Here is a 21,232-nt window from a genome sequence, read left to right as displayed (position 1 = left end):
GGTCAGCGTGCGTGGCGTTCATCGCCGGTACGGCAGCGGGGCGACCGCCGTGCACGCGTTGCGGGATGTGACGTTCGAGCTCGCGGCCGGCACCATGACCGCCCTCGTCGGGCGGTCCGGCTCCGGCAAGACCACGCTGCTCAACATCATCGGCGGCCTGGACCGCCCGGACTCCGGTACGGTCCTCGTCGACGGAACGGACATCACCGCCCTCGACGAGGACGGCCTGTCCCTGCTACGGCGGGAGAAGGTCTCGTACGTCTTCCAGACCTTCGGCCTGATCCCGGTGCTGTCGGCCGCGGAGAACGTGGGCGCCCCGCTGCGGCTGGCCCGCGTACCGCCGGTGGAGCGTGAGCGGCGGGTCGCGCTGCTGCTGGAACTGGTCGGACTGGCCGCCCATGCCGAGCAGCTACCCGCTGAGCTGTCCGGCGGGCAGCAGCAGCGGGTGGCGATCGCCCGGGCGCTGGCCGCCTCGCCCCGGCTGCTGATCGCGGACGAGCCGACCGGGCAGCTGGACGCCGAGACCGGTCTGTCGGTGATGGCACTGCTGCGCGGGGTGGTGGAGTCCGAGGGGGTGACGGCGCTGGTCGCCACGCATGATCCGACGATGCTCGCGCTGGCGGATCGGGTGATCCGCATCAACGACGGGCATCTCGACGAGCATCCCGGCATGCGCTCTGATGGGCGGCTCGACGGACGCTCCAACGGTCGGGGCGATGCGTGATCAGTAAGAGCGGTCCGTGCTGAGACTGGTCGCCCGGCGAGCCCGTGCGCAATGGCCATTGCTGGCAGCCCTCCTGGCCGTCGCCGTGGTCGGCCCCACGCTGCTGGGCACCTGCGCCCTCCTGCTCACCCGTACCGCCGAGCAGGCGCTGGAGACTGCCGCCTCTCGCGCCACCTCCGACCAGATCGACGTCACCGCCTACACCGTCACCATTCGCGGCGAGCACGCGAGATCCGTCGCCGACGACACCGTCGGCGTGCTGACCTCCGCCCTCGCTCCGTTCGCGACAACGACGGCCGCGCGCGCGTCGTCCGCGATGCGGTCGCTCCCCAGCGCCGGTGTTCCGGCTGTGGCGTACCTGTCGGGGATGGAGGACCTGCCGGCCCGCACCCGACTGGCCGCCGGACGCCTGCCGCGGGCGGGTGTCGCGCCGACGGAGGCCGTTGTCCTGGAAAGCACCGCACGGCAGCTCGGCCTGACTGTCGGCAGCCGGGTCCGCCTCGGCAGAGAGTTGGCCGACGATCCTGACCAGAGGATCGAGGTGAGCGTCGTCGGGGTCGTACGCCCGCTGCCGGGCACCGGCTGGGACCGTGACCCCCTCGCCGCCTCCGGATACGATCTGGCCTACCGCGACGGCCGCTCCGCACAGCCGGTTCACGCGTACGGGCCGTTCATCGTCGACCTCGCCGACCTGCTCGGCGGCGGCTCCACCCTCGACCGGCTCGAGATCAGCGCCCACCCCGACCTGTCCGCCCCCGCCGGCCGTGACCTCGACACCGTCACTCAGGCCGTGCTCGGTGCCGACCGCCGGCTGGGGCAGACGCTCGGCGACCGGGTACGGATCCAGCGAGTCGCCTCCCGATTGCCCTCGACCCTGCTGGCCGCCCACGATCAGCAGCGGGTCACCACGGCCGCCGTGCTCGCCGTCGCCGCCATCGGCCTCGTCCTGACCGCGACCGCCCTCGCCCTCGCCGGTCGGCTCAGCGCCGGTGTGCGCAGCGACGAGACCGCCCTGCTGTCCGCGCTGGGCGTCGGCCGCGGTCAACTCGCCACCGCCGCGCTCGTCGAGGCCGGCGCGCTCGCCGTGCTCGCCACCGCGGTCGCGATCCCGGCGTCGTCCGCCCTGCACGCCGGGCTGACCCGGCTGCCGCCTATGGCCGGGGCCGGGCTCGCCACGCCTTTCGGCGTGAACGCCGCACAGGTGCTGTCCGTCGCCGGCGGCGCGCTGACGCTGGCGGTGGTGCTCGTCGTGCCCTCGCTGCGGACCTCTTCCGGAGGTGTACGCGGGCGGCGGGATCTGCTCGCCCGATCTGGCGCCGACCTGCTGCTCGTGGCGCTCGCCGCCGTCGGCTGGTGGCAGTTACGCGACCAGCCGACCGGTTCAGGGTCTCCCGTCGACGCCGTACGAGTGCTCGCTCCCGCGCTGCTGCTCATCGCCGGATCCGCGGTGGCGTTGCGCCTGGTGTGGCCCGCGTTGCGCGGTGTGGAACGGCTGGCCGGCCGGGCTCGCGGGCTGATGGTTCCGCTGGCCGCGTTCGAAGCCGCCCGCAGGCCACAAGCGGTCGCGGCGGGGTTGCTCATCGGGCTGGGCTGCGCGGCGGCCACGTACGGGATCGGGTTCGACGCCACGTGGCAGCGCTCCCAGCAGGACCAGGCCGATCTGTCCGTCGGCACCGATCTCGCGCTCACCCTCACCGCCCCGCCCGCCGCCGGGCAGGGCCCGGTGGTCGGCGCGGCCAGCGGGGGAGAGGTGAGCCCGGCCACCGATCGTGGCGTCGCGGTCGGGCAGTGGCTCGGTGGCGCCGGTGACCCGCCGCGGCTGATCGCCGTGGACACCACTCGTGCCGGGGCGCTGCTGCGCGGACGGCTGAACGACGGACGCACCTGGAACGCTGTGGGCGCCGGTCTCGCGCCGCCGACGCGCGCCGCCGGTGTTCCCGTCCCGGCCGGAGCCGCGCTCTCCCTGGTCGCTGACGCAACCGGTACGACGCCGCTCACCGTGACGCCCCGGCTGCTGTTCCAGGATGCGACAGGGCTGCGTACTCCTTGCACCGGTGAACCCATCCCGCTCGACGGCAAAGCGCATCCGCTGCCGGACTGCGCGACGGCCGAAGGGCTCCGGCTGGTCGCGGTGTCCCTTCCGTTCGCGATCGCGACGGGGAACGTAGGCACCGGCCACTCCGATGCCCTGGCGGACCCCCCGACGGGGGACAGCCGCGTCGCCGTGACTCTCACCGTGGCGGGAACAGCCTCTGGGGCATCGCCCTGGACCGCCACCTCAGCCGGGCCGGCCCCCGGGCAGCTCGGCAATCCGGCCGTCGCCCTGACCAGCACCCCCGCGGGTACCGAGCTGAGGATGACGACGACCGTCGCGCTGAAGGGCCCGCCGGACGCCGCCAGGAACCTGGTCGCCACTGCTTTCCCGGCCCCGGGACCGGTGCCCGTCGCCGTCTCCGCCCGCTTCGCCGACGAGGTGGACGCCCAGCGCGGCTCCCGGCTCGACCTCACCGTCGGCCTCACCCCCGTACAGGTCAGCGTGGCCGAGGTGCTGCCGGCCGTACCGTCCGCTCCGGGTGCCGCGGCCATCCTGGCCGACTTCGACGCCCTCTCCCGTGCCCTCGCCGTCAGCGGCGACTTCGACGTGCCCGTGGACGCGTGGTGGGTCGGCCATCCCGCCGGAGGTGATGCGGCCGATCTCCGCCTCGGCAGCGTCACCACGCGCGCGTCCGAGACCGCCCGGCTCACGGGCGGCCCGCTGCGGGCCGGGCTCCCGGCCGTGCTCCGGCTGCTCGTACCGGCCGCAGTGCTGCTGATGATCGCCGGAATCGTCCTGCACGTGACGTTCGACCTGCGGGCCCGCGCGGTCGAGATGGCGCGCCTGCGGGGTCTCGGGATGACCCGGCGCGAGATCCGTACCGTGCTGCTCGGCCAGCACGTCGGCATCCTGCTGCCGCTGCTCGCGGCGGGCGCGGTCGTCGGCGCGCTGGCCACCCGCGTCGTCGCGCCTCTGCTCGTCCGCTCCGATACCGGCGCCGCTCCCGTCCCCGAGGTTCTGCCCGTCTGGCCGTGGGCCGCCGAGGCCGCCCTGCTCACCGGGCTGCTGGCCGGGTGCGCGCTGGCGGTGAGCGCGGTGGTCGTCGTCCAGGCCCGGCTTGCCGATGCCGCGTATCTGCGGGTGGCGTCGTGAGGATCCCGGCACCGCACTGGCCCAGCGTCGTCGGCCGCGCCCGCGCGGACGCCGGGCCGCTGCTCCTGGCCGCCGTCGTGGTGGCGGTCGTCACGCTGCTCGCCGGCGCGATGCCGCCGACGCTGTCCGCGACCGCCGACGCCGCCGTACGGGACGCGGTACGCAGGACCGGCGGCGACCTCCAGGTCCACGCCCGCATGGAAGGCGACGACGGGCCGAACGGCAGCCGCGTCCGGCACCCTCGCCTCGCCGAGGACGTCGACGACTTCCGAGCCAGGGCGACGGACGAACTCGGCCCCGGCCTGCGCGCCGCCCTGCGTCCACCCGTCGGCACCGTCACCAGCCCCACCCTCAAGATCACCGATGGCAGCGTGCTGCGTACGTTCCAGCTCGCCTATGTGGCTCGCGACGGTGGGCCCGACGTGACCTGGATCGCGGGCGGCCCGCCCCGGCCCACCGCCTCCGCGACGGCGGAGGTGACCTACGGCGCGCCGCCGTGGCCGGTGCAGGTGGGCCTGTCGGAGGCGGACGCCGCCGCTCTCCAGCTCCGTCCCGGCGCCCGCATCCCGCTGGCAGACGACCAGGGGAATGTCAAGAAGGTCCAGGTCAGCGGCATCTTCCGGCCTGGGGACAGCGCCGATCCCGCCTGGCGGCTCCTCCCCTCGCTGCTGAGTCCCGTCGTCGGCGCGGACGGCACGGGAAGCACCCGGTTCGCCGGGCTGCTGTCACGCGACTCGCTGCCCGACGCCCGGCTCGCCTTCGGCCAGGACGAGTTGCGGCGTACCGTCTGGTTCACGCCCGAACCGACCCGGCTCACCTGGGACGAGGTCCCGTCGGTCGCCGCGAAGGTGGTCGCGCTCAAGGCGGCCTCCGGCTCCTCTGGCGCCCGGGACGGCTCGCTGAAGTGGGAGACCCGGCTCGACGGGGTGTTACGGAACGTGAGCTCCCAGGTCGACGCCGCGTCCGCGCAAGCGTCCACCCTGCTCATCACCCTGCTCGCCGTCGCGGTCCTGGTACTGCTGTTCGCCGCAGACCTCCTGGTACACCGCCGTGCTCCCGCCCTGGCCGCCGCCCGGCAGAGAGGGATGTCGCTACCGGTGATCGGTGGCGAGCTGCTGCTCGAATCCGCCCTGATGGCGCTGCTGGCCGCGGCGGCCGGGCTCGGTCTGGCCCGGGCCGTCGCGCCGGGGGTCTCCTGGGAGTGGGTGGCTCCCGTGGTGGTCACCGCCGTCGCCGCCGGACCGGCGTTCGGCACGCTCACCGCCGCCCGCGCCACCCGGGATCGCCGCGTCCCGGCCAACCGGAGTGCGCGGCGGTGGGTGCGTAACACCGTACGACTGCGGCGGGCCGCCCTTGAGACCGGGGTGCTGGCGGCCGCGTCCGGCGCCACCGTCGCTCTGTACCAGCGTGGAATCGGTGGCGGGGTGCTGCCCGCGAGCGCGCCTGCCCTCTGCGCGCTCGCAGGCGCGCTCATGCTGGCGCGGGCGCTGCCCCTCGTGATGCGCTTCGTGCTCAAGCGGCTTCTGCGGTCGAGCCGGCCGCTGGCGGTGTTCGGGGCCGCGAGGGCGGCGGCGACCTCGGCCCGGGTGCTACCGCTGCTGGTGCTCGTGACCTCCGTGGCCTTGGCCTCGTACGCGCTCACTTTTGGTGCCGCTGTCGGCCACGGGACTGCGGATGGGCCGCTGGCCTCGGGACTCCTGCGGTTGGCGTGGGTCTCGGCGGTAACCCTGCCGGTTCTGGGCCTGCTGGGACTCGCTCTCGGCACGGCAGCCGGCGCGCCGGAGCGATGGCAGACCCTGACCCGGCTGCGCACCCTCGGGCTGCGGCCCCGGGAGGCTCGCTGGGTCGCCGCGGGAGAACTGCTGCCGCCGGTGGTGGTCGCCGCTGTGGGCGGTCCGCTGCTCGGGGTGCTGCTCGCCCGCCTGACGTTCGGCTCGCTCGCCCTGCGCCTGCTCACCGGCGCCGATCCGGCCCTGGTGTTGCCGTGGTGGGGGCTCGGCCTGGTGGCGGTCGTGTTCCTGGCGGCGGTCGCCGTCATGATGCCCGTCGAATCGGCGCTACGCCGCCGACGACGGCTGAGCGAGGTACTCCGCGCGGGCGACAGCTGAGCCGGCAGTCGCCGGGTACCGTGTTCGATGAAGACCAGCACATACAACCGCTTGAGGAGCAGCGTCTCGACCACGAGGAAGTCACACGCGACGATCGCGTGGGCTTGAGCGGTCAGGAACGGCCGCCAGGTCGGTCCCTCCCAGCGGGGCGCCGGATCGATATCGGCATTGTGCAGGATCTCCCATACCGTAGAGGCCGCGATGTTGCAGCCCAGGCGGGCCAACTCGCCCTGGATTTTCCGGTGCCCCCATGTTGGGTTCTCCCGGGGCATCCGAACAATCAGTGCCTTGGCCGGTTGGCGGGTGCAGGGCTGCCCTTGGCGCCGTCTGTCGGTGAAGGTCCATTTACGCGCCACGGGGTTGCGGTGCCGGCGCAGGATCGTCGCTGGGGTGACCGGGAGTACTTCCGCCCACTGGCGGCGGAGTACCTGGTTTTCGTGACGAAGCACCAGCAAACGGGGCTAGCCGGTGGGTTGTTCCGGGTCGAAAGAGCTGAGCCGCTCGGCGATGGTGGTGGCCAGGTCGCGGCGCATCATCTGGAACCGCACCTCCACCCGCTCCCGGTACGAGGCCAGCTCATGCTCGGGGAAGCCCTCGTCCCGCTGCCCTTCGTACAGGACACGGAGGCTTTCGAGGTAGCGGAACCACTGCTCGTCGAACGAGCCCAGCGCGCCACCGCGCACCAGATCCGTGCCCATGGCCCGGAGCAGCGGCTCATGGTCGGGCCCGGCCACGGCGAGCACCGCAGCCAGAGGGTCGGTCAGCACGTCGCGGCGCTGGGCGTAGTAGGCGGCGCGATGCTCGGCGTAGACCGCCGCGTACGCGAACCCCCGCCGCCGGCGGGCGGCGACCTCCCGTTCGGCCGTCTTCCGGCGGGACTCGAAGGCCCTGGCGATCAGCCATCCCCTGATCGGGGCCCGGTTCTTCTTGGCCCGGGTGGGCACGCGCAAGCGGACCAGGTCGTCGTCCATCGACACGTACATCTGGGTCTCGCCGTACTCGCCGGCCAGCTCCCGCAGCCGGAGCTCCAGCCGGCGGGGAGCCAGCCGCTCCGCGCCCAGCACCACGAGCCCGCCGAGCTTGATCACGTTCTCGCGGTCCCGCCTCCAGCGCGGCAGCAACTCCTGCCGCGCGGCGGCCACTGCCTCGGCCCAGGCGTCGTTCGCGCTCAGCACGGGGTCCATACCCGAGGCCAGCACGCGCTCCTCGGCCAACCAGTCGAGGTCGCCGCCCAGGATGACCTCGATGTCCGGGACGGGTTCGGTCAGCAGGGTGATCGCGCCGCGGCGGCCCGCGCGGCCGAGCGGGCGCTGCGGGGGCATGAGGCCCGGAGCCAGGTCGCGGCGGGTCAACCCGTCGGCCAGTAACGCGGCGGTGACTCCCGAACCGGCCACGATGATCACCGGCCGGCCCGCGTCGTAGTAGCCGGCCACCGCCTCGACCAGGGCCTCGTACTTGGCGAACATGTCGGCGAACATCAAGTCGGGGTGATCGCGCCGGCCGGCAGGCGCAGCAGCCGGCACGACCTCGACCGGCAGCCCATAGAGGTGGGCGAACTCGTCGGCGTCGGTCGCCGCCGTGGCGGTCACCCCGGACAGATGCGCATAGAGCCGGAGGTACTCGCCAACGGTGATGAACGCGACCCGTTCGCCCTCCACCTCCAACGACCTCTCGTCCAGTCCGCTGTCGAGCAGGACGCGGTCGGCGTCGATCACGATGGCGCGGTGCGGGTCGCGCTGGACTTGTTCGCCGGGCTCGGTGCACAGGTTGTCGCGCAGGTGGTCACCACTGAACTCGCCCACCGAGCCCACCGTCACATCCGCCGCGTACGCCGCCTGCCGCGCGTCCAGCTCCAGCCCGTCCAGGCACTCGACCTCAAGCCCCAGGAATCGGCAGACCGCGACCGTGTGCGGAGCGCCGTTCCCGCTGATCACGTGCACGCCGCGCCCGTCGAGCGCGCCCAGGTACGCCGCCAGGGTCACCACCGCGGCCGCCGCTGCGCGGCCCTTGACCTCGGCCATCGACCCGTGATGCACCGCGGCCGCCGCCTCGAGTTCGTTCTCTGAGGGCCGGTACCCCTCGGCCCGCCACGACGCCTCCCGGGCGAGCGCGAATGCGTCGGCCAGGAGCTCGTCGAGGGACTCGCCGGCGGCCCGCCGTTCGCGTAACCCCTGAGTACGGCCCGCCAGCTCCGTGTCCGCCAGCGCCGCCAGACGCTGCCCCGACTCCTCGATCGCTCCGGCATGACGCTTTCGTGGCTGAGCAGAACTCATGGAGAGAATCTAGCGAGTTCGATGGTCTTGGGGTCACTTGCCGGTACGGATGTAGGCCCGCCGCTGGAGGCGCCCAGCCGGGCCAGGACCGGCCTTCGAAATGGTCCAGTCCCAGGCCAGTCTTCAGTTCGCGATGATCACGCTCGATCCGCCAGCGGATCTTGCCGTACCGGACCAGGTCGGCCGGGTCGGTATCGGCAGGAAGGCTGGACAGCCAGTACTCGATCGGTCGGATGCACCGCAGCGGGGGGAGGTTGGGAGGCTGGCCCTTGAGTCTTTGTATCGCCGAGTGACGCCGGTTCCGGCGAGGTTTTTCAAAGTCTCGGGTCCTGGTGAATTGGCAATGACGACGTCGTAGCCGTTCGCGATCGCTGCACGCGCGATGCGTGTTCGGATGCTGATCCGGTTCGTCGACAGGAACTGCTGGGCGGTCCCAGCGAGGTCGACAGCGCCGCAGCGCAGGGCGAGACCTTCCGGTCTGCAGCCGCGCTCACACCGACGTCCGCGGGATGTACTGGATAACGTGCGCGAGTCGCACATCGTCTCGGGGAAGGGATTGTCTGCTCCACCGCAGCGGCTGGCAGCTCATGTGCGTGAAAGTGACTACCGTTTCTTGGAGCCTCACAGAGAGGCGAACAAAACGGAGCCAGCCGGAGTCGTACCCGTTATTAGATCAACAGGGAGGCTTGATGCTGCATACGGGAATTGCCGCGCTGGCAACGGCGGCGGTCGTCGGCACCCTGAGCGGGCTGCCGAAGGGGACGCTGTTCATGGAGTCGCACCCACCTGCCAAGTCGGGGGAGGCATACGAGAAGAGCGACTCCACAGGCAAGGCCCTGCGGCTGAACCCGTGCGACACCGGCAAGGCGTGGGACACAGGCCGCGTGGCGGTCAGGACAATGGTCTACACCTCGGATGACGACATGGACATGAAGGACGAGCAGCTCGTCCTCTACAAGAACGTCGCGTACGCCGAGCGGGCGATGCGGCAATTACGGACGCGCCTGGCGCGCTGCGCGGTCGTGGACAAGGGCTACCTGCGCCGCTCGCGCTTCTTCGCCAAGCCCGCAACCGCGGGCGACGAGGCGCTGCGGGCCGGCAGGGTGAACCACGAGACCTCCTTCAGGTACGTCGCGATGCGGCGCGGGTCCACGCTGTACATCGTCGGAGAGACTGGCCGAGTGTCCAAGAGCCTGCCGCTGAAGGACTTCCGCGACCTGGTCGGGCAGGCGCGGAAGATGGCCGTGAAAGTGTGCGACATGCCCGGGGCCGACTGCTGAGACGCTCTGAGATCGGCGCCACGATCGAATACCACCGCAGTCGGATCCGCACGTACCTGGGCTTTCGCACCTGCACGACGGTGGACGCGACGAAGCTCGCGGTGTGGCCGGCCGAGAACGTCAAGGAGGCGGTGCTGCGCACCGGCTGCCTGAAGCCCGTCACCTCGGTGGCCACGCCCATAGCGAGGACGACATCCCCTACGTGCGGCGCCGCTATCTGACCACGCAGATCGCCCAGGACGTCGCGAACGCGACGTTCACCGTCTGGGACGTGGAGTTGTAGGGCGAGGGCACGACCACCGTCGCCTCCGACTCCACACACGTGCGCGCCTACGACCAGAACATCTTCACCGAGTGGCATTCGCGGTACGGAGGTCGCGGCATCCTCATCTACTGGCACATCGAGCGCGGGTCCACGGTCGTGCACTCCCAGACGTTGCGTGCCTCGGCCTCGGAGGTGCACGCGATGATCGAGGGTGCGGTACGGCACGGCACCACGATGAAGGTCGAGGGCAACTATGTGGACTCCCACGGCCATGTTGTTACGTGGACACCTCACGTCCCGCAGACCTCACTGGCTACACGATGTAGCCAGTGCAGCCTCCGGGATTCGCGCATCGCTGGCTCCCACGATAGGACGGCAATTACCTGGGTCCGGTCATTCGCAGGGGCCATGAGGCGGGTGGAATCTGATCCGCGGGCTCGAAGCACCATTGAGCAGCCCTGAAGAATGGCTCCGGGCGTCAGACTGTTTTACGGGGTCGAACCCGCCAAGCGGTTACGACGTCAGCGAACGTGCTGGGCCGGCCGAATCCCCAGCCCCCGCGATGGACGCGCCGACTTCTCACCCTGACCGCGGCTCCGCGGGTGCGAGAGGGCGCCGACGATGCGTTGCCGGTCGTATGCCGGGAACGGCGGGATCTACGATCGGCTCGTTCATGTGGTTCCAGACCCGTGCTTGTACGAAACGAGAATTGATTGATGCGCCGGCATCGCCGCCACTTCGGGGTGTTGTGTCGAGAAGGGCGAGTCAACTGTTTAAGAAGGTGTCTTCATTCCTTGTTAGCGGTCTTCAAGGGATGACAAGACCTTGTTCGCCCGGGCCGCAGCAGCGTCCGTAGATCACTCGAATGCGCCGCCTGCGCGAACTTTTCGCGAATTTTAGAAGTATGACCAGGTGCCGCGTCAGCCGCGAACTTTCTCCGCCCCAACAGACTCCAATGGGCAACGAATCATCACTCGCAACGGGGAAACTAATGAACTTCACCGCACGTCTGCAGGCCGCCTCGGTGATCACTCTGGTGGCGACCGGCTTGGCCGTGCCCACTCCAGCCGCAGGGGCGCTCGCGCCCATCCGGCCACCCGCCTTGCCGGAGTCGGGATCCGGCCCCGCCGCCTTCGCCTATTTGTGCGCCAACCCGAAGGACCCCGAGAAGTTGCCCACGGGGCCGTGCGACACCTGGCGGCTGGTGACCACGCACGGCAAGATCTTCACTGTCCCCGAGGCCGTGGCCTGGGAGAAAAGCAAAGATCCCAACGAGGGCGGGGAGCCGGGATCCTTCGCGATCAGCCCGGACGGCACGCGCGTGGCCTATCACCGGGCCCGTGACCGTCGCATCGTGGTGCGCGAGCTGACCTCAGGCAAGATCTGGACGATCCCCTACCAGGTGCCGACCGGCTTGGGCTCGCCGTTCGGCCTGCGGTTCGTCCGGGACGGCAGGCAGCTGACCATCTTCGCGGGCGACTCCGGGGTCGACACGCTCGTCCAGGTGGAGGCCGGTACGGTACAGCGCCTGCCCAAGGGCTGGAGGCTGCTGGACGCCGACCCGGCGACGGGGCGTCTCACGCTGCTCGATCAGCCGGTGATGCAAGTCCGCGGGGCGTTCCTCACCGTCGAGGGCGAACGCAAGACCACCGCCAAGATCGCGGAGAAAGCGGGCAAGCACCTTATCTGGGGCGCTTTCGCCGCCCGCAACGGTCGGGCCGCCAACCTGGTGCCCAAGGAGCCGCCCGCGTGCGGCCCGGACATGACGCCCGTGTGGCTGGCCGTCTTCTCCACCCGGACGGGCAAGATGACCACGGTCAAGCCGCGGCTGCGGGCCGACGTCTACCGGGCCGACGTGATCGATTGGCTGAATGCGAAGGAGATCGTCGTGGCGGCGGGCCGCGAGCGCCCCGGCAAGACGCCCGACACGGTCGTCGGCTCCTACGTGTACGCCATGAACGTCACCACCGGCGCCACCCGACTCATCGCCAAGCTCTCCACCACCGAGGAGGTCTACCAGGACAGTCTGGAAGTGGGCGGCTACACCGCAGCGCAAGACCGGCCGGCGGCCGGCAAGGTGGCCAAGCCGCGCAAGCGCGGCTGCGACTGACCATGCCAGTGCCGCCGTGCGCTGTGACCTCCTCGGCACCCCAGTCCCACAGTGCTTGAAGGACCGGGCCGAGGCGGTGGCCGTGCGGGGTCAGGCGGTAGGAGGTGCGGGGTGGCCGGCCCGACCTTGTCCGACAGCGCCGGCAGCGCCCGCCCGAGCTCCGTGAACGTGTGCTCGCCCTTGAGCAGCTCGCGCACCACCAGCGTCGTCCACCGGCCGCGCAGCGCGGCGAGGGTGATCTCCACCGGGCAGGACAGCGTGGGCTCTACCACGGCCGCCCGGCAGCGAGGACGACCAGGCAGCCTCGCACGCGTTCGATCGGCTGAGGGACGGGCTGCGCTCCCACAGCCGGCAAAACAGGGTTGCCTGCGATCTTCTTCCAGCGGCTCACCATGAAGCGGGTCACTTGGCGGCGAAGTCCTGGGTCCAGGAGATCGCGCCGTTGGAGTCCTCGACCGCACCGACCCCAATAAAGGTGAACCTGCAGTTCAGGATGGTGGCCTTGGTTCCGGAGCTGCTCATCCAGGACTGCACGACCGCGGCCGGGGTGCGCGGGCCCTTGGCGATGTTCTCCGCCAGGCTGGTGCCGCCGGTAAAGCCGACCTCCTTGATGCGGTCCGTGCAGGATCGGCCGTCGCGGGAGGTGTTCGCGGAGTAGTTGTACTCCGCCATGTCGGTCGAGTGCCCCTGGGCGGCCCGGCGGAGTTGCGGGTGGTGCTTGAACGCCCGGCATCCCTTCCGACCCCGACGCCCGCTCCGATGACCTCGACCCCGACTTCTACCAGTCCCGCATCGCCACTCAGCGCCGCGAACGCGATCTCATCAGCCAACTCGAACGCCTCACCGGCAAGACCGTGCAACCAGCTGCCTGACTAAATCCCATCGCAGAAACCTCACCTGAGATCGTGGTCGAGGTTCGCTGCCGCCTGCCTACGAACTCACCAATTTTCGAGCCAGGCGGAGCAGTTCCCCTGCTCGGCTATTGGGCGGGCTCATCAGTTGTGGCGAATCTCGCGAAGAAGGGCAGACTCTGCCATGTCGGTGGGCGGAGCGGGGACCAGGGCATCATGATTCCGGACTGGCCGTGTTCAGTCATCGCCGCGCTTGGCTCAGTGGCTGTGGGACGGCGCCTGCCTGATGCCCTCCATCCCGGTGTGGCGTGAACTTTTGGCGCGGGTTTTCGGCAACAAGGATGGTAGGGCGCCCGCGGCGCCGGGGGAGGGAGAGGCGGGGGTATGCGAACAGGGCCAGAAGCCGGCCACGCGGCGGACACGGACGTCGGCATGGTGGCGGGGTCGGACGCCGCCGTGGTGGCCGCGTCGGTGGCGGATCCGGACGTGTTCGGGGAGCTGTACCGCCGGCACGCGCCGGCGGTGCACGGTTTCGTGTTGCGGCGGATGGGGACCGAGCACGCGGATGACGTGACGGCGGACACGTTCGTGACGGCGTTCCGGATCCGGGGGCGGTTCGACCGGCAGCGGGACAGTGCCCGTCCGTGGTTGATGGGGATCGCGGTGCACCAGATCTCGCGGCGCTGGCGTGCCGAACGTGCTCACCTCAGCACGCTGGCGGCGCTGGAGGCGGTTCCGCTCGGCCACGGCGTGCCGGACGCGTCCGAGGCCGTGCTGGCCCGGTCGGTGGATGTCGGGCTGGCCGCCGCGCTGCGCTCCCTGCGGCGGGGTGACCGGGACGTGCTGCTGCTGGTGGCTTGGGCGGAGCTGGAGTACGCCGAGGTCGCCGAGGCGCTGGGGATCCCGCTCGGGACCGTACGCTCCCGCCTGCACCGCGCCCGCCGTCTGGTGCGGGACGCCCTGACGACGACCAAGGAGAGCTGACATGGACGCGGAGATGGATGAGATGACGGCGTTGCGGCAGATGGGTGAGCGGCTCGGGCCGACGCAGGTCGTACCCGGCGCGCAGGTGGAGGCGGCGGTACGGGCCCGCACCGGCCGGGGCGCTCGGCTCGGGGGGAGGGTCGTGGGCCGGAGGCTGCGGTGGGGCGTGCCGCTGGCAGCGGCCGCGGCGGTCGCCGTCGTGGCGGTGGCGGCGCATGGGCTGCTCCCGTTGGGCGCGCACGACGGGACGTCGCCGGCTGCGCCGCCCGCCACGACGGCGGGGCGGCCGGCGACAGCAGATCCGCCGCTGGCGGCCGCCCAGTATGTCTACACCCGGGTCCGGTTCGTGGAGCGGGTCCACGGCGGCGACAAGGGGTGGGTGGAGAGCACCGGGATCGATGAGAGCTGGGCATCGGCCGACGGCCGGGGCGCCGCCGTCCAGCACAACGGGGTGCGCCGTCCGGCAGGGGAGTCCTCCTATTCGGCGATGAAGCCCGGTTGGCACGTGACCACCCAGCTCAGCCCCGACATGCGGGCGGGGAAGGCCGGGCAGGACCTGCGCGGGGACGTGCGGTTGCCGTGGATGGCTTCACCGGGTGTCACGGTGCCGGCGCTGCCCACCCCGGCAACGGTGGAGTCGGTCGAGGGCTGGCTGACCCAGATCGAGCAGGCGGCCGTGGGAGACAACCCGCGGCGGGTGGCGGCGCTGCGGGCGCCCACGTGGGCGTTCGGGCCGGGGAACCAGCCGGAGGCGGTGGACGTGTTCGCGCTGATCCCGCCGTCCGCGCGTGAGGCGGTGTTCCAGGCCGTGTCGCGCCGGGCGGGTGCGACCAGGAGCGAGGTCACGGTCCAGGGCGGCCGCCGGATGATCGCGATCGACGGGGCCGGCGGCGGGGGCATGGGCGACGACCCCTGGCAGCGGATGTTGTTCGACCCGGTGTCCCACGCGTTCATGGGGATCCAGGATCTGCTGCCGGACGCCGAGGACGGCGCGAAGGCCGGGACGGTCGTCAACGAGTACCTGATCGAGGAGCAGGCTGTGGTCGACCGGCCCGGCCGGCTGCCGGACCACAGCATCCTCCCGGTCCGGCTGACGCCGTCCGACCTGCCCGCCGCCGACCCCGCACGGGCCTACCTCGGCAAGTGAGATGTCCAGGGACGTCGCCGGTTCCGGTGCTCGCGAACCGGAACCGGGCGGCACAGTCGAACGAACCGGCCTCCATGCCCCAGCGTTTGGGTGCAAGGGCACCGCGAGTCTCCGAGGCAGCGGGGCCCGTCGCGGGAGTCAGCGACGACGGCGTCGGCCTGCCCGAGGGATGCCTCGATGCGGGAACGGGCGGCGGAACCGGGCGGCATCTGCATCATCGAACCCCGGACTCCGCAGCTTCACCGCTACAACAGATCAAGGGCCAGCTAAATGGAAATCGGAATCGTCTCGTGCCTGGCTTCATGCGGCAAAGGTTCGTCGCCGTAGATCAGGCACCGGGCGAAGGCGAACACCGCGATTTCTCTGTCCTTGCGGCCTTTCGGGCCGAGAACGCGGTAGCGATACCAGTGGAAGCGGCCCAGAGCCCAAAAGCCCGCGACGTCGGGCCGCTCGTCCCGGAGTCCGGCGGCGACGCGGAGGGCGTGTTTGCGCATCGCCGGATCGAGGACATGGTTATAGTCCCGCTCGTCGTCGACGCGGGCCACGCATTCGGTCAGCGCTGCGATTGATTTCCGCCGCAATATTGCCTCCTTCAGTCGGTTTTCTTCTCTCCGTCAAGGTGCCCGATTCTGCTCGGTCGTTTCGTGAACGGCTTGCGGCCGGTCCCTCGTAGCCGCGGCTGTCACGGCCTCAGCCGCATCGCGGAGATCGGGCCGGACATGAGTCGTTTCCCTACCGCCGATCGTCTGGTGCCGTTCCGCACCGTGACCTTGGCTTCAGGCCAGGGACTTCCAGAAGGCGCAGCGGTGTTCGCGGGCGAGGTTCACCTCGGCGATCCCGTCCTGGCCAGGGGCGAGCGACAGCACCTGGCCGCGGGACGCGCTGTAGGGCGACCACTCGGCTGCCTGATCGCCGTTGGGGTTGCCGTCGTGGGCGAAGCGGGTCCAGTAGCCGATCATCTCGTCGGAGAGCTGCCGCTGCGCCGGTGACAGGGCATGGCCGGCGTACGCGCGGGAGAACAGGTACTGGAGCTCCCCGGCATGGTAGGCACCCGTCGGATAGCTCTGCGGCGGCGCCTCCTTGAACCACGGCGCCGTCCGGTCCGCGAATTCGTACGCGTAGGTGGGCACACGCCGGCCGAGCAGCTTGTTCGTCTCCACCGCGGGACAGGCCCACGCCCAGTCGGTCAGCGTGCTCGCCATCGCCCAGCTCGTCGAGCCCCTGTAGTCGCTCAGCGGGTAACGGCGGATCACCTTGGCGGTCTGCTTCTCGTTCAGCCCCAGGAACTTGCCGAGCACCGCCGGGTAGTCCTTCCGCGCGATCGGCCCGCCCGCCTCGGCGTCGAAGCCGACCTGGAAGGTGACGTGCTCATCCCGGGTGATGCCGTGCATGACCGGCACCTGGGCGAACGTGCCGGACCTGAGCTCGCGTACGGGATCTCGGGGGAGCACTCCTCCGCCGTAGGCCGGTGCGAGCCCGCGCGGGCCGACGGCCTTCAGCAGGACGGACACGGACTTGGAGCGCAGACACGCGGCGGCTGTACGCGGGTCGGCGCAGCCCGCGGCGGTGGCGATCTCGATGGCCTGCTTCTCGGCCTGCGCCCGCGGCTTGGGACGCCAGGTCTCCGCATCCGGTCCCGCCGAGCTCGGGGCCCATGGCCAGCGCAGGGTGCACGGTCCGCTCTGCATGATGACGCGCTGGAACAGGCCGCGAGATCCCGGTGCCGTCAGGTGGACGCAGCTCGACATGCCGCCGGCGGATTCTCCGAAGAGGGTGACGTTGCGTGGATCGCCGCCGAACGACGCCGCGTTCGCTCGCACCCACCGCAGTACCGCCTGCTGGTCCTCGATCCCGAAGTTGCCGGACCCGTGCCGGGCCGGGCCGCCGTTCAGCGCGGGGTGCGCCAGGAATCCGAGGGCATTGAGGCGGTAGTTGAACGTCACCACCATGACGTCGCCCTTGGCGGCCAGCCGCTCCGCGCCGTAGATCGCTCCGGAGCCGCCCAGGAAACCACCGCCGTGGATCCACACCATGACGGGCAGTTGCTTCGTACGAAAGGGGTCGGATCGCCTTGGTGTGGTCACGTTGAGGTACAGGCAGTCCTCGGTGGTGCTCGGCTTGTCCCCGATGAAGTCCATGGTCTGGGCGCATGAGGGACCGGGCCGGGTCGCGTCGCGCACTCCTGTCCATCCGGCGGCGGGGCGTGGCGATCCCCACCTGAGCGCCCCCACGGGCGGCGCCGCGTAGGGGATGCCCTGAAAGAGTCGGTAGTCCTTGTGCAGCGTGCCTCGGATGAGGCCCGTTTCGGTACGGACCACCGCCGGATCCGCGCCGGCCTGACGGCTCGCGGCTGTCGCCAGTGGGGCTGCGGTGAGTGCGGTGAAAAGGCTGAGGAGTACGGTCATGGTTGCCCGAAGGCTGTTTCTCATGGGATGCCTCAATGTCGTGACGACAGCGGGGTGAGTGAGTCGGGGAATTCCTTGCTCAGACGGCTGGGGAGCTGATTACTTCCATGGGTCCGCGCCGCATGGCGAGCCGGGCCGAGATGAGCGTGACCGGCACCACGATCAGCATGATCGCCGCGATCATCGCCAGAAGCACCCAGATCGGGCCAGTGGGTACGATCGAACCAACGGCGATGGCCATCGGGATGACGGTGAACGCGGCGATCACCGTGCCCACCGCTACGCTGATCGCGGCCACGATGGAACCCTCGACGACCAACATCCGCCGTACCTGCCGGCGAGTGGCGCCGGCGAGGCGCTGCGCGGCGAACTCCCGGCGCCGCGACAACACGGACACGGCCAGTGTGTTGACGGTGGCTATGGCGGCGTACGCGATCGCCAGCACGGCGAGGAGGTAGCTGATCCAGGCCTGCATGCCCAGCTCCGCGGAGAACATCGCCGACAGGCGGCTCCGGTCGCCGACAGCGATGTCCGGCCGGGCTCCCGTGTGCTTCTCGAGCGCGCTGACCAGCGTGTCCTGATTCGAGGCGGCGCGTACGAGGATCGCGGACGGCAGGCCCGCGGTCGTGTGCGGGGCGAGCAGCCTGGCGGGCAGCACGACGGGGCCCTGGTCGGCAGGGCTGTCGAGCAGGGCGACGACCTTTACGTCGGCGGGCGTGCCGTCCCCGAGCCGTACCCTGATCCGGTCACCCAGCTTGATGCCGAGTTCCTCCGCCTGGGCCTCGGGCAGGGCGGCGGTCTCTCCAGTGAGGCCGCGCAGCGAGCCTGAGGCGACCGGGGTGGCCAGGACCGATGCCTTGTCCTGGGTGTCGATGCCCAGCAGGGTGCCTGGGTCGCTGCCGCGAGAGTCGTAGGGCTTCTCGATCCAGCCTCTGCTGGACACGAGCTCGGACGCGCCGGCCACATCGGGCGTCCTGCGGATCTGCGCCAGGAGAGCGGCAGAGACACCGCCTGCGCCGGAGGTGATGACGGCGTCCGCCTGGAACTGCTCCACCTGGCGCCGTACGGCGGCGTCATCGTGCGTCGTCTGTGCGTACACGTTGCTCAGGGCGATGGCCGTGGCCAGCACGAGGGGTGTCAGCACGGACGAGAAGTGCGTGGCCCTGGCCCGGGTGTTGATGACGGCGAGTACGCCGCCCGGCCCGCCGAACTTGCCGATGACGCCGGCTGCCCTGCCGACCAGCCGGTCGAGCAGCTCCGGGCCGACCAGCGCGACGGCGACGCCTCCGGTGAGGACCGCCGGGCCCCCGACTGCCGATGCGGTGTCCGGATCAAGGAACATCGTCGTCGCGGCCAGTATCACGGTGGCTCCGGCCAGCACGACGGCGAGGAGCCGGCGCGTCGGCCCGACGCCCGCTGGGGGGATCGCGGCCTCGGCCAGGGCCTGGATGGGCCGTACCCGGGCGGCGGGTAGTGCCGCGAGGACGGCGGCCAGCCAGGGGATCAGCAGGGCCAGGAGGAGTGCGGCGGCGAACGCGATGATGCTCGGCCGGAACTCCAGCTGCGGCGGCACGACACCCCGTTCCGCGCTCAGGGAGAAGATCGAGCGGCCGAGCAGCCCTCCGAGCGGCGTTCCGGCGAGCGCCGCGAGCGCGGACACGAGCATCGTCTCGGCCACGACCATGCGGTGGACCTGCCGAGGGGTTGCCCCACCGGTTCTGAGCAGTGCGAGCTCCCGCCGGCGCCCGCGTACGGTGAGACTGATCGTGGCCGACACCACGAGCGCCATGACCACGAGCACCAGGCCGCCGAAGATGCTCGACAGCAGGATCAGGGGCAACCGGCTCGCGGTGATGCCTGCGAACTCGGCCGTGCCCCGATCGTCGCCCGTGAGGATCGTCAGATCCGCAGGAAGCCTGCCCTCCAGCCGCCGCGCCAGTTCCTCGGCCGAGGTGTCGCCGGCGGGGAGCACGCCGATGGCGTCGGCCATGCCAGGGCGGGGGGAGAACCGCTTCGCGTCCGGGGCCGAGAAGAAGATCGCTGGGGCATCGACCTGGTGTCGCGTCTGTGCGACACCGGTTACGGTGAAGGACTGCGGCTGCCCGCCGACCACGATGTCCATCTTGTCGCCCGGCCCCTTGCCGGCAGCGCCGGCCAGGGCGGCGTCGAGCACGACCTGGCCGGCGGAGCGCGGCTCCGCACCCCGGCTCAGCGTGTACGGGGTGAGCGCGGCGGACTCCCACGCGTGCCCCGTCAGCGGCGTTCCCAGCAGTCGGCCCCTCGCGACCACGACAGCGGGGAAGGATACGTCCGGGATCACGCGGCCGACGCCGGGTATGCTGCCCACCTGGGCCACCAGAGCCGGATCCACGCGCGGCCGTTCGGCGTAGGGCACGGTCTCCGACTCCTCGTCGGGCAGGTGGAAACCGGCTGAACCGGCGATGACGACGGCGGCCCCGCCGAGCCGTTGCGCCGGTGCTTCGAGGCGGATGGCCGACTCGAAGAGCCCGGCGCATGCGGTGAGGAGCGAGCAGCCGAGCAGCACGGCGGCGAAGGTGGCGAGGGACTGCGCGGCACGGAAGCGCAGGCTGGCCAGAGAGAGTCTGATCATCGCTGACCTCGTGCCGCGCTGTCGTGGTTCTTCGCGGGGGACGCCTTCGCCAGGGAGCCGAGCCGGGCCAGGCGATCGGCCACCTCCGCGGCCGTGGGGGAGGGGATCTCCGCCACGAACCGGCCGTCCAGGAGGAAGATCACGTTGTCGGCGTACGACGCGGCGACCGGATCGTGGGTGACCATCACGATCGTCTGCCCCATGCGGGCGAGGTCGCGGATCAGCGTGAGCACTTCGACCGCCGTGTGGCTGTCCAGCGCTCCCGTCGGCTCGTCCGCGAAGAGCACCGACGCTCTGCTCGCCAGCGCGCGGGCGATGGCGACCCGTTGCTGCTGGCCTCCGGAGAGCTCACCGGGGCGGTGCGTGACCCGGTCCTGGAGACCGACCCTGGCGATGACCTCCGACACCCAGGCCGGGTCTGCCTCGCGTCCGGCCAGCATGGCGGGCAGGGTGACGTTCTCGCGTACGTTGAGGGCGGGCATGAGGTTGAACGCCTGGAAGACGAAGGCGACGTGATCACGGCGCAGGAGGGTCAGGTCCGTCTCGCTCATCCCGGCCAGTGGCCGGCCGGCGAGGGTGACCGTGCCGGAGGTCGGCTCATCGAGACCGGCGGCGCAGTGGAGCAGTGTGCTCTTGCCCGAACCGGAGGGTCCCATGACCGCGGTGAAGCTGCCCGGGGGGAAGCCGATGGACACCCCGGCGAGCGCCGTCACCGCGTTCTGGCCGCTTCCGTAGGTCTTGCGCACCTGGTCGAGGTGGACCGGCGCGTTCGCCGTCGTCATCGGGAATCCCCCGACAGCCAGGCGCGGTACTGACCTTCGGCGACGAGCCACAGCGCGCCCACCACGGCACCGCCGACGACCACGCTCCACAACCACCACAGGTCGGAGAACTGCCCTCCGATGAAACCGATCATCAACCAGACGGCGAGCTGGATGAGGACCGCGCCGAACCACACCAGCGTGACGAGGCTCAGCAGGCGCGGCAGAATCGTCGGCTCCGAGCCGGACAGGCCGCTCAGAGCCACTCCCAGATCGTTCCGCGTCCTGGCGGCGGACAACCGGGCACGCCGCTCGTCCGCCTGTTCACCAGAGATCGATCCGGCGAACTCGGCCCGGTCGAGCCGGTCGGCCGCCGCCTGCCGCTCCGCCGCCGACACAGGCACTTGCCCGGGCCTGAGCAGGCGCCCCACTAACGTCTCCGCGCTGTCCGACTCGCTCACTTTCAGCCTCCTCATTCTGGTCCAGAAGAATTAGTGTAAGGCATGAACAGTTTTCTTGTCGTGGG

At 71.0% G+C, this 21,232-nt stretch carries 15 protein-coding genes and 2 pseudogenes; 9 read left to right on the top strand and 8 right to left on the bottom strand.

Going from position 1 to position 21,232, the window contains the following annotated elements:
• The first annotated feature begins 7 nt into the window (after positions 1 to 7).
• From ACIHFD_RS10905 to ACIHFD_RS10895, 3 genes are read left to right on the top strand one after another with little or no spacing between them, the layout of a single operon-like run.
• Complete coding sequence (locus ACIHFD_RS10905; RefSeq protein WP_397366618.1) at positions 8 to 724, top strand: ABC transporter ATP-binding protein; 717 nt, start codon at positions 8 to 10, stop codon at positions 722 to 724.
• A 16-nt stretch (positions 725 to 740) separates the two neighbouring features.
• Complete coding sequence (locus ACIHFD_RS10900; RefSeq protein ID WP_397366617.1) at positions 741 to 3,911, top strand: FtsX-like permease family protein; 3,171 nt, start codon at positions 741 to 743, stop codon at positions 3,909 to 3,911.
• The gene (locus tag ACIHFD_RS10895; RefSeq protein WP_397366616.1) at positions 3,908 to 6,019 is read left to right on the top strand and encodes an FtsX-like permease family protein; all 2,112 of its coding nucleotides are present in this window, start codon (positions 3,908 to 3,910) and stop codon (positions 6,017 to 6,019) included. The genes ACIHFD_RS10900 and ACIHFD_RS10895 overlap by 4 nt, the downstream gene beginning before the upstream one ends.
• Before the next feature lie 461 nt (positions 6,020 to 6,480).
• Here ACIHFD_RS10895 and ACIHFD_RS10890 read toward each other — a convergent pair whose 3' ends face one another.
• Together ACIHFD_RS10890 and ACIHFD_RS10885 are read right to left on the bottom strand one after the other, a co-directional pair.
• A complete protein-coding gene (locus ACIHFD_RS10890) occupies positions 6,481 to 8,292 on the bottom strand; it encodes a hypothetical protein (protein ID WP_397366613.1) in 1,812 nt (603 codons plus the stop codon).
• Between the two features lie 73 nt (positions 8,293 to 8,365).
• Positions 8,366 to 8,749, bottom strand: a pseudogene (locus tag ACIHFD_RS10885) (transposase); the annotation flags it as partial.
• Between the two features lie 232 nt (positions 8,750 to 8,981).
• Here ACIHFD_RS10885 and ACIHFD_RS10880 point away from each other — a divergent pair.
• The 4 genes from ACIHFD_RS10880 (at position 8,982) to ACIHFD_RS10865 (ending at position 11,947) form a co-directional block, all read left to right on the top strand.
• Positions 8,982 to 9,572, top strand: coding sequence for a hypothetical protein (locus ACIHFD_RS10880; RefSeq protein ID WP_397366612.1), 591 nt, complete (start codon positions 8,982 to 8,984; stop codon positions 9,570 to 9,572).
• A 103-nt stretch (positions 9,573 to 9,675) separates the two neighbouring features.
• Positions 9,676 to 9,855 carry a hypothetical protein gene (locus ACIHFD_RS10875; RefSeq protein WP_397366610.1) on the top strand — a complete coding sequence of 60 codons (180 nt, stop codon included), beginning with the start codon at positions 9,676 to 9,678 and terminating at the stop codon, positions 9,853 to 9,855.
• Between the two features lie 39 nt (positions 9,856 to 9,894).
• The gene (locus ACIHFD_RS10870) at positions 9,895 to 10,299 is read left to right on the top strand and encodes a Tn3 family transposase (RefSeq protein WP_397366609.1); all 405 of its coding nucleotides are present in this window, start codon (positions 9,895 to 9,897) and stop codon (positions 10,297 to 10,299) included.
• A 529-nt stretch (positions 10,300 to 10,828) separates the two neighbouring features.
• A complete protein-coding gene (locus tag ACIHFD_RS10865) occupies positions 10,829 to 11,947 on the top strand; it encodes a hypothetical protein (protein ID WP_397366607.1) in 1,119 nt (372 codons plus the stop codon).
• A gap of 402 nt (positions 11,948 to 12,349) precedes the next feature.
• Here ACIHFD_RS10865 and ACIHFD_RS10860 read toward each other — a convergent pair.
• Positions 12,350 to 12,682, bottom strand: a pseudogene (locus tag ACIHFD_RS10860) (CAP domain-containing protein); the annotation flags it as partial.
• 500 nt (positions 12,683 to 13,182) lie between these two features.
• Here ACIHFD_RS10860 and ACIHFD_RS10855 point away from each other — a divergent pair.
• Both ACIHFD_RS10855 and ACIHFD_RS10850 read left to right on the top strand, forming a co-directional pair.
• Positions 13,183 to 13,782, top strand: a complete 600-nt coding sequence (locus ACIHFD_RS10855) for an RNA polymerase sigma factor (RefSeq protein WP_397366606.1) — start codon at positions 13,183 to 13,185, stop codon at positions 13,780 to 13,782.
• Between the two features lies 1 nt (position 13,783).
• A complete protein-coding gene (locus ACIHFD_RS10850; RefSeq protein WP_397366604.1) occupies positions 13,784 to 14,929 on the top strand; it encodes a hypothetical protein in 1,146 nt (381 codons plus the stop codon).
• 266 nt (positions 14,930 to 15,195) lie between these two features.
• On the opposite strand, the gene ACIHFD_RS10845 is transcribed toward ACIHFD_RS10850, so the two are convergent.
• The 5 genes from ACIHFD_RS10845 to ACIHFD_RS10825 all read right to left on the bottom strand — a co-directional run bounded on the left by ACIHFD_RS10845 (position 15,196) and on the right by ACIHFD_RS10825 (position 21,167).
• The gene (locus ACIHFD_RS10845) at positions 15,196 to 15,510 is read right to left on the bottom strand and encodes a hypothetical protein (RefSeq protein WP_397366602.1); all 315 of its coding nucleotides are present in this window, start codon (positions 15,508 to 15,510) and stop codon (positions 15,196 to 15,198) included.
• 195 nt (positions 15,511 to 15,705) lie between these two features.
• Positions 15,706 to 17,334: a carboxylesterase/lipase family protein gene (locus ACIHFD_RS10840; RefSeq protein WP_397366601.1), complete on the bottom strand. Its 1,629-nt coding sequence runs from the start codon at positions 17,332 to 17,334 to the stop codon at positions 15,706 to 15,708.
• A gap of 79 nt (positions 17,335 to 17,413) precedes the next feature.
• Positions 17,414 to 19,945 carry an FtsX-like permease family protein gene (locus ACIHFD_RS10835; RefSeq protein ID WP_397366600.1) on the bottom strand — a complete coding sequence of 844 codons (2,532 nt, stop codon included), beginning with the start codon at positions 19,943 to 19,945 and terminating at the stop codon, positions 17,414 to 17,416.
• The gene (locus ACIHFD_RS10830) at positions 19,942 to 20,727 is read right to left on the bottom strand and encodes an ABC transporter ATP-binding protein (RefSeq protein WP_397366599.1); all 786 of its coding nucleotides are present in this window, start codon (positions 20,725 to 20,727) and stop codon (positions 19,942 to 19,944) included. Before ACIHFD_RS10830 ends, ACIHFD_RS10835 begins: the two co-directional genes overlap by 4 nt.
• A complete protein-coding gene (locus ACIHFD_RS10825) occupies positions 20,724 to 21,167 on the bottom strand; it encodes a DUF1707 domain-containing protein (RefSeq protein WP_397366598.1) in 444 nt (147 codons plus the stop codon). The genes ACIHFD_RS10830 and ACIHFD_RS10825 overlap by 4 nt, the downstream gene beginning before the upstream one ends.
• Positions 21,168 to 21,232 lie beyond the last annotated feature (65 nt).

Source organism: Nonomuraea sp. NPDC051941, assembly GCF_044593615.1.
The sequence above is the reverse complement of the archived record's forward strand: the minus strand, read 5'-3'. Positions and strand labels throughout refer to the sequence as shown.

Bases quoted from the DNA above. Each gene is read 5' to 3' on its own strand.
- ACIHFD_RS10855 (WP_397366606.1), top strand. From the start codon at position 13,183: ATGCGAACAGGGCCAGAAGCCGGCCACGCGGCGGACACGGACGTCGGC.
- ACIHFD_RS10850 (WP_397366604.1), top strand. From the start codon at position 13,784: ATGGACGCGGAGATGGATGAGATGACGGCGTTGCGGCAGATGGGTGAG.
- ACIHFD_RS10880 (WP_397366612.1), top strand. From the start codon at position 8,982: ATGCTGCATACGGGAATTGCCGCGCTGGCAACGGCGGCGGTCGTCGGC.
- ACIHFD_RS10830 (WP_397366599.1), bottom strand. From the start codon at position 20,727: ATGACGACGGCGAACGCGCCGGTCCACCTCGACCAGGTGCGCAAGACC.
- ACIHFD_RS10835 (WP_397366600.1), bottom strand. From the start codon at position 19,945: ATGATCAGACTCTCTCTGGCCAGCCTGCGCTTCCGTGCCGCGCAGTCC.
- ACIHFD_RS10840 (WP_397366601.1), bottom strand. From the start codon at position 17,334: ATGACCGTACTCCTCAGCCTTTTCACCGCACTCACCGCAGCCCCACTG.
- ACIHFD_RS10890 (WP_397366613.1), bottom strand. From the start codon at position 8,292: ATGAGTTCTGCTCAGCCACGAAAGCGTCATGCCGGAGCGATCGAGGAG.
- ACIHFD_RS10865 (WP_397366607.1), top strand. From the start codon at position 10,829: ATGAACTTCACCGCACGTCTGCAGGCCGCCTCGGTGATCACTCTGGTG.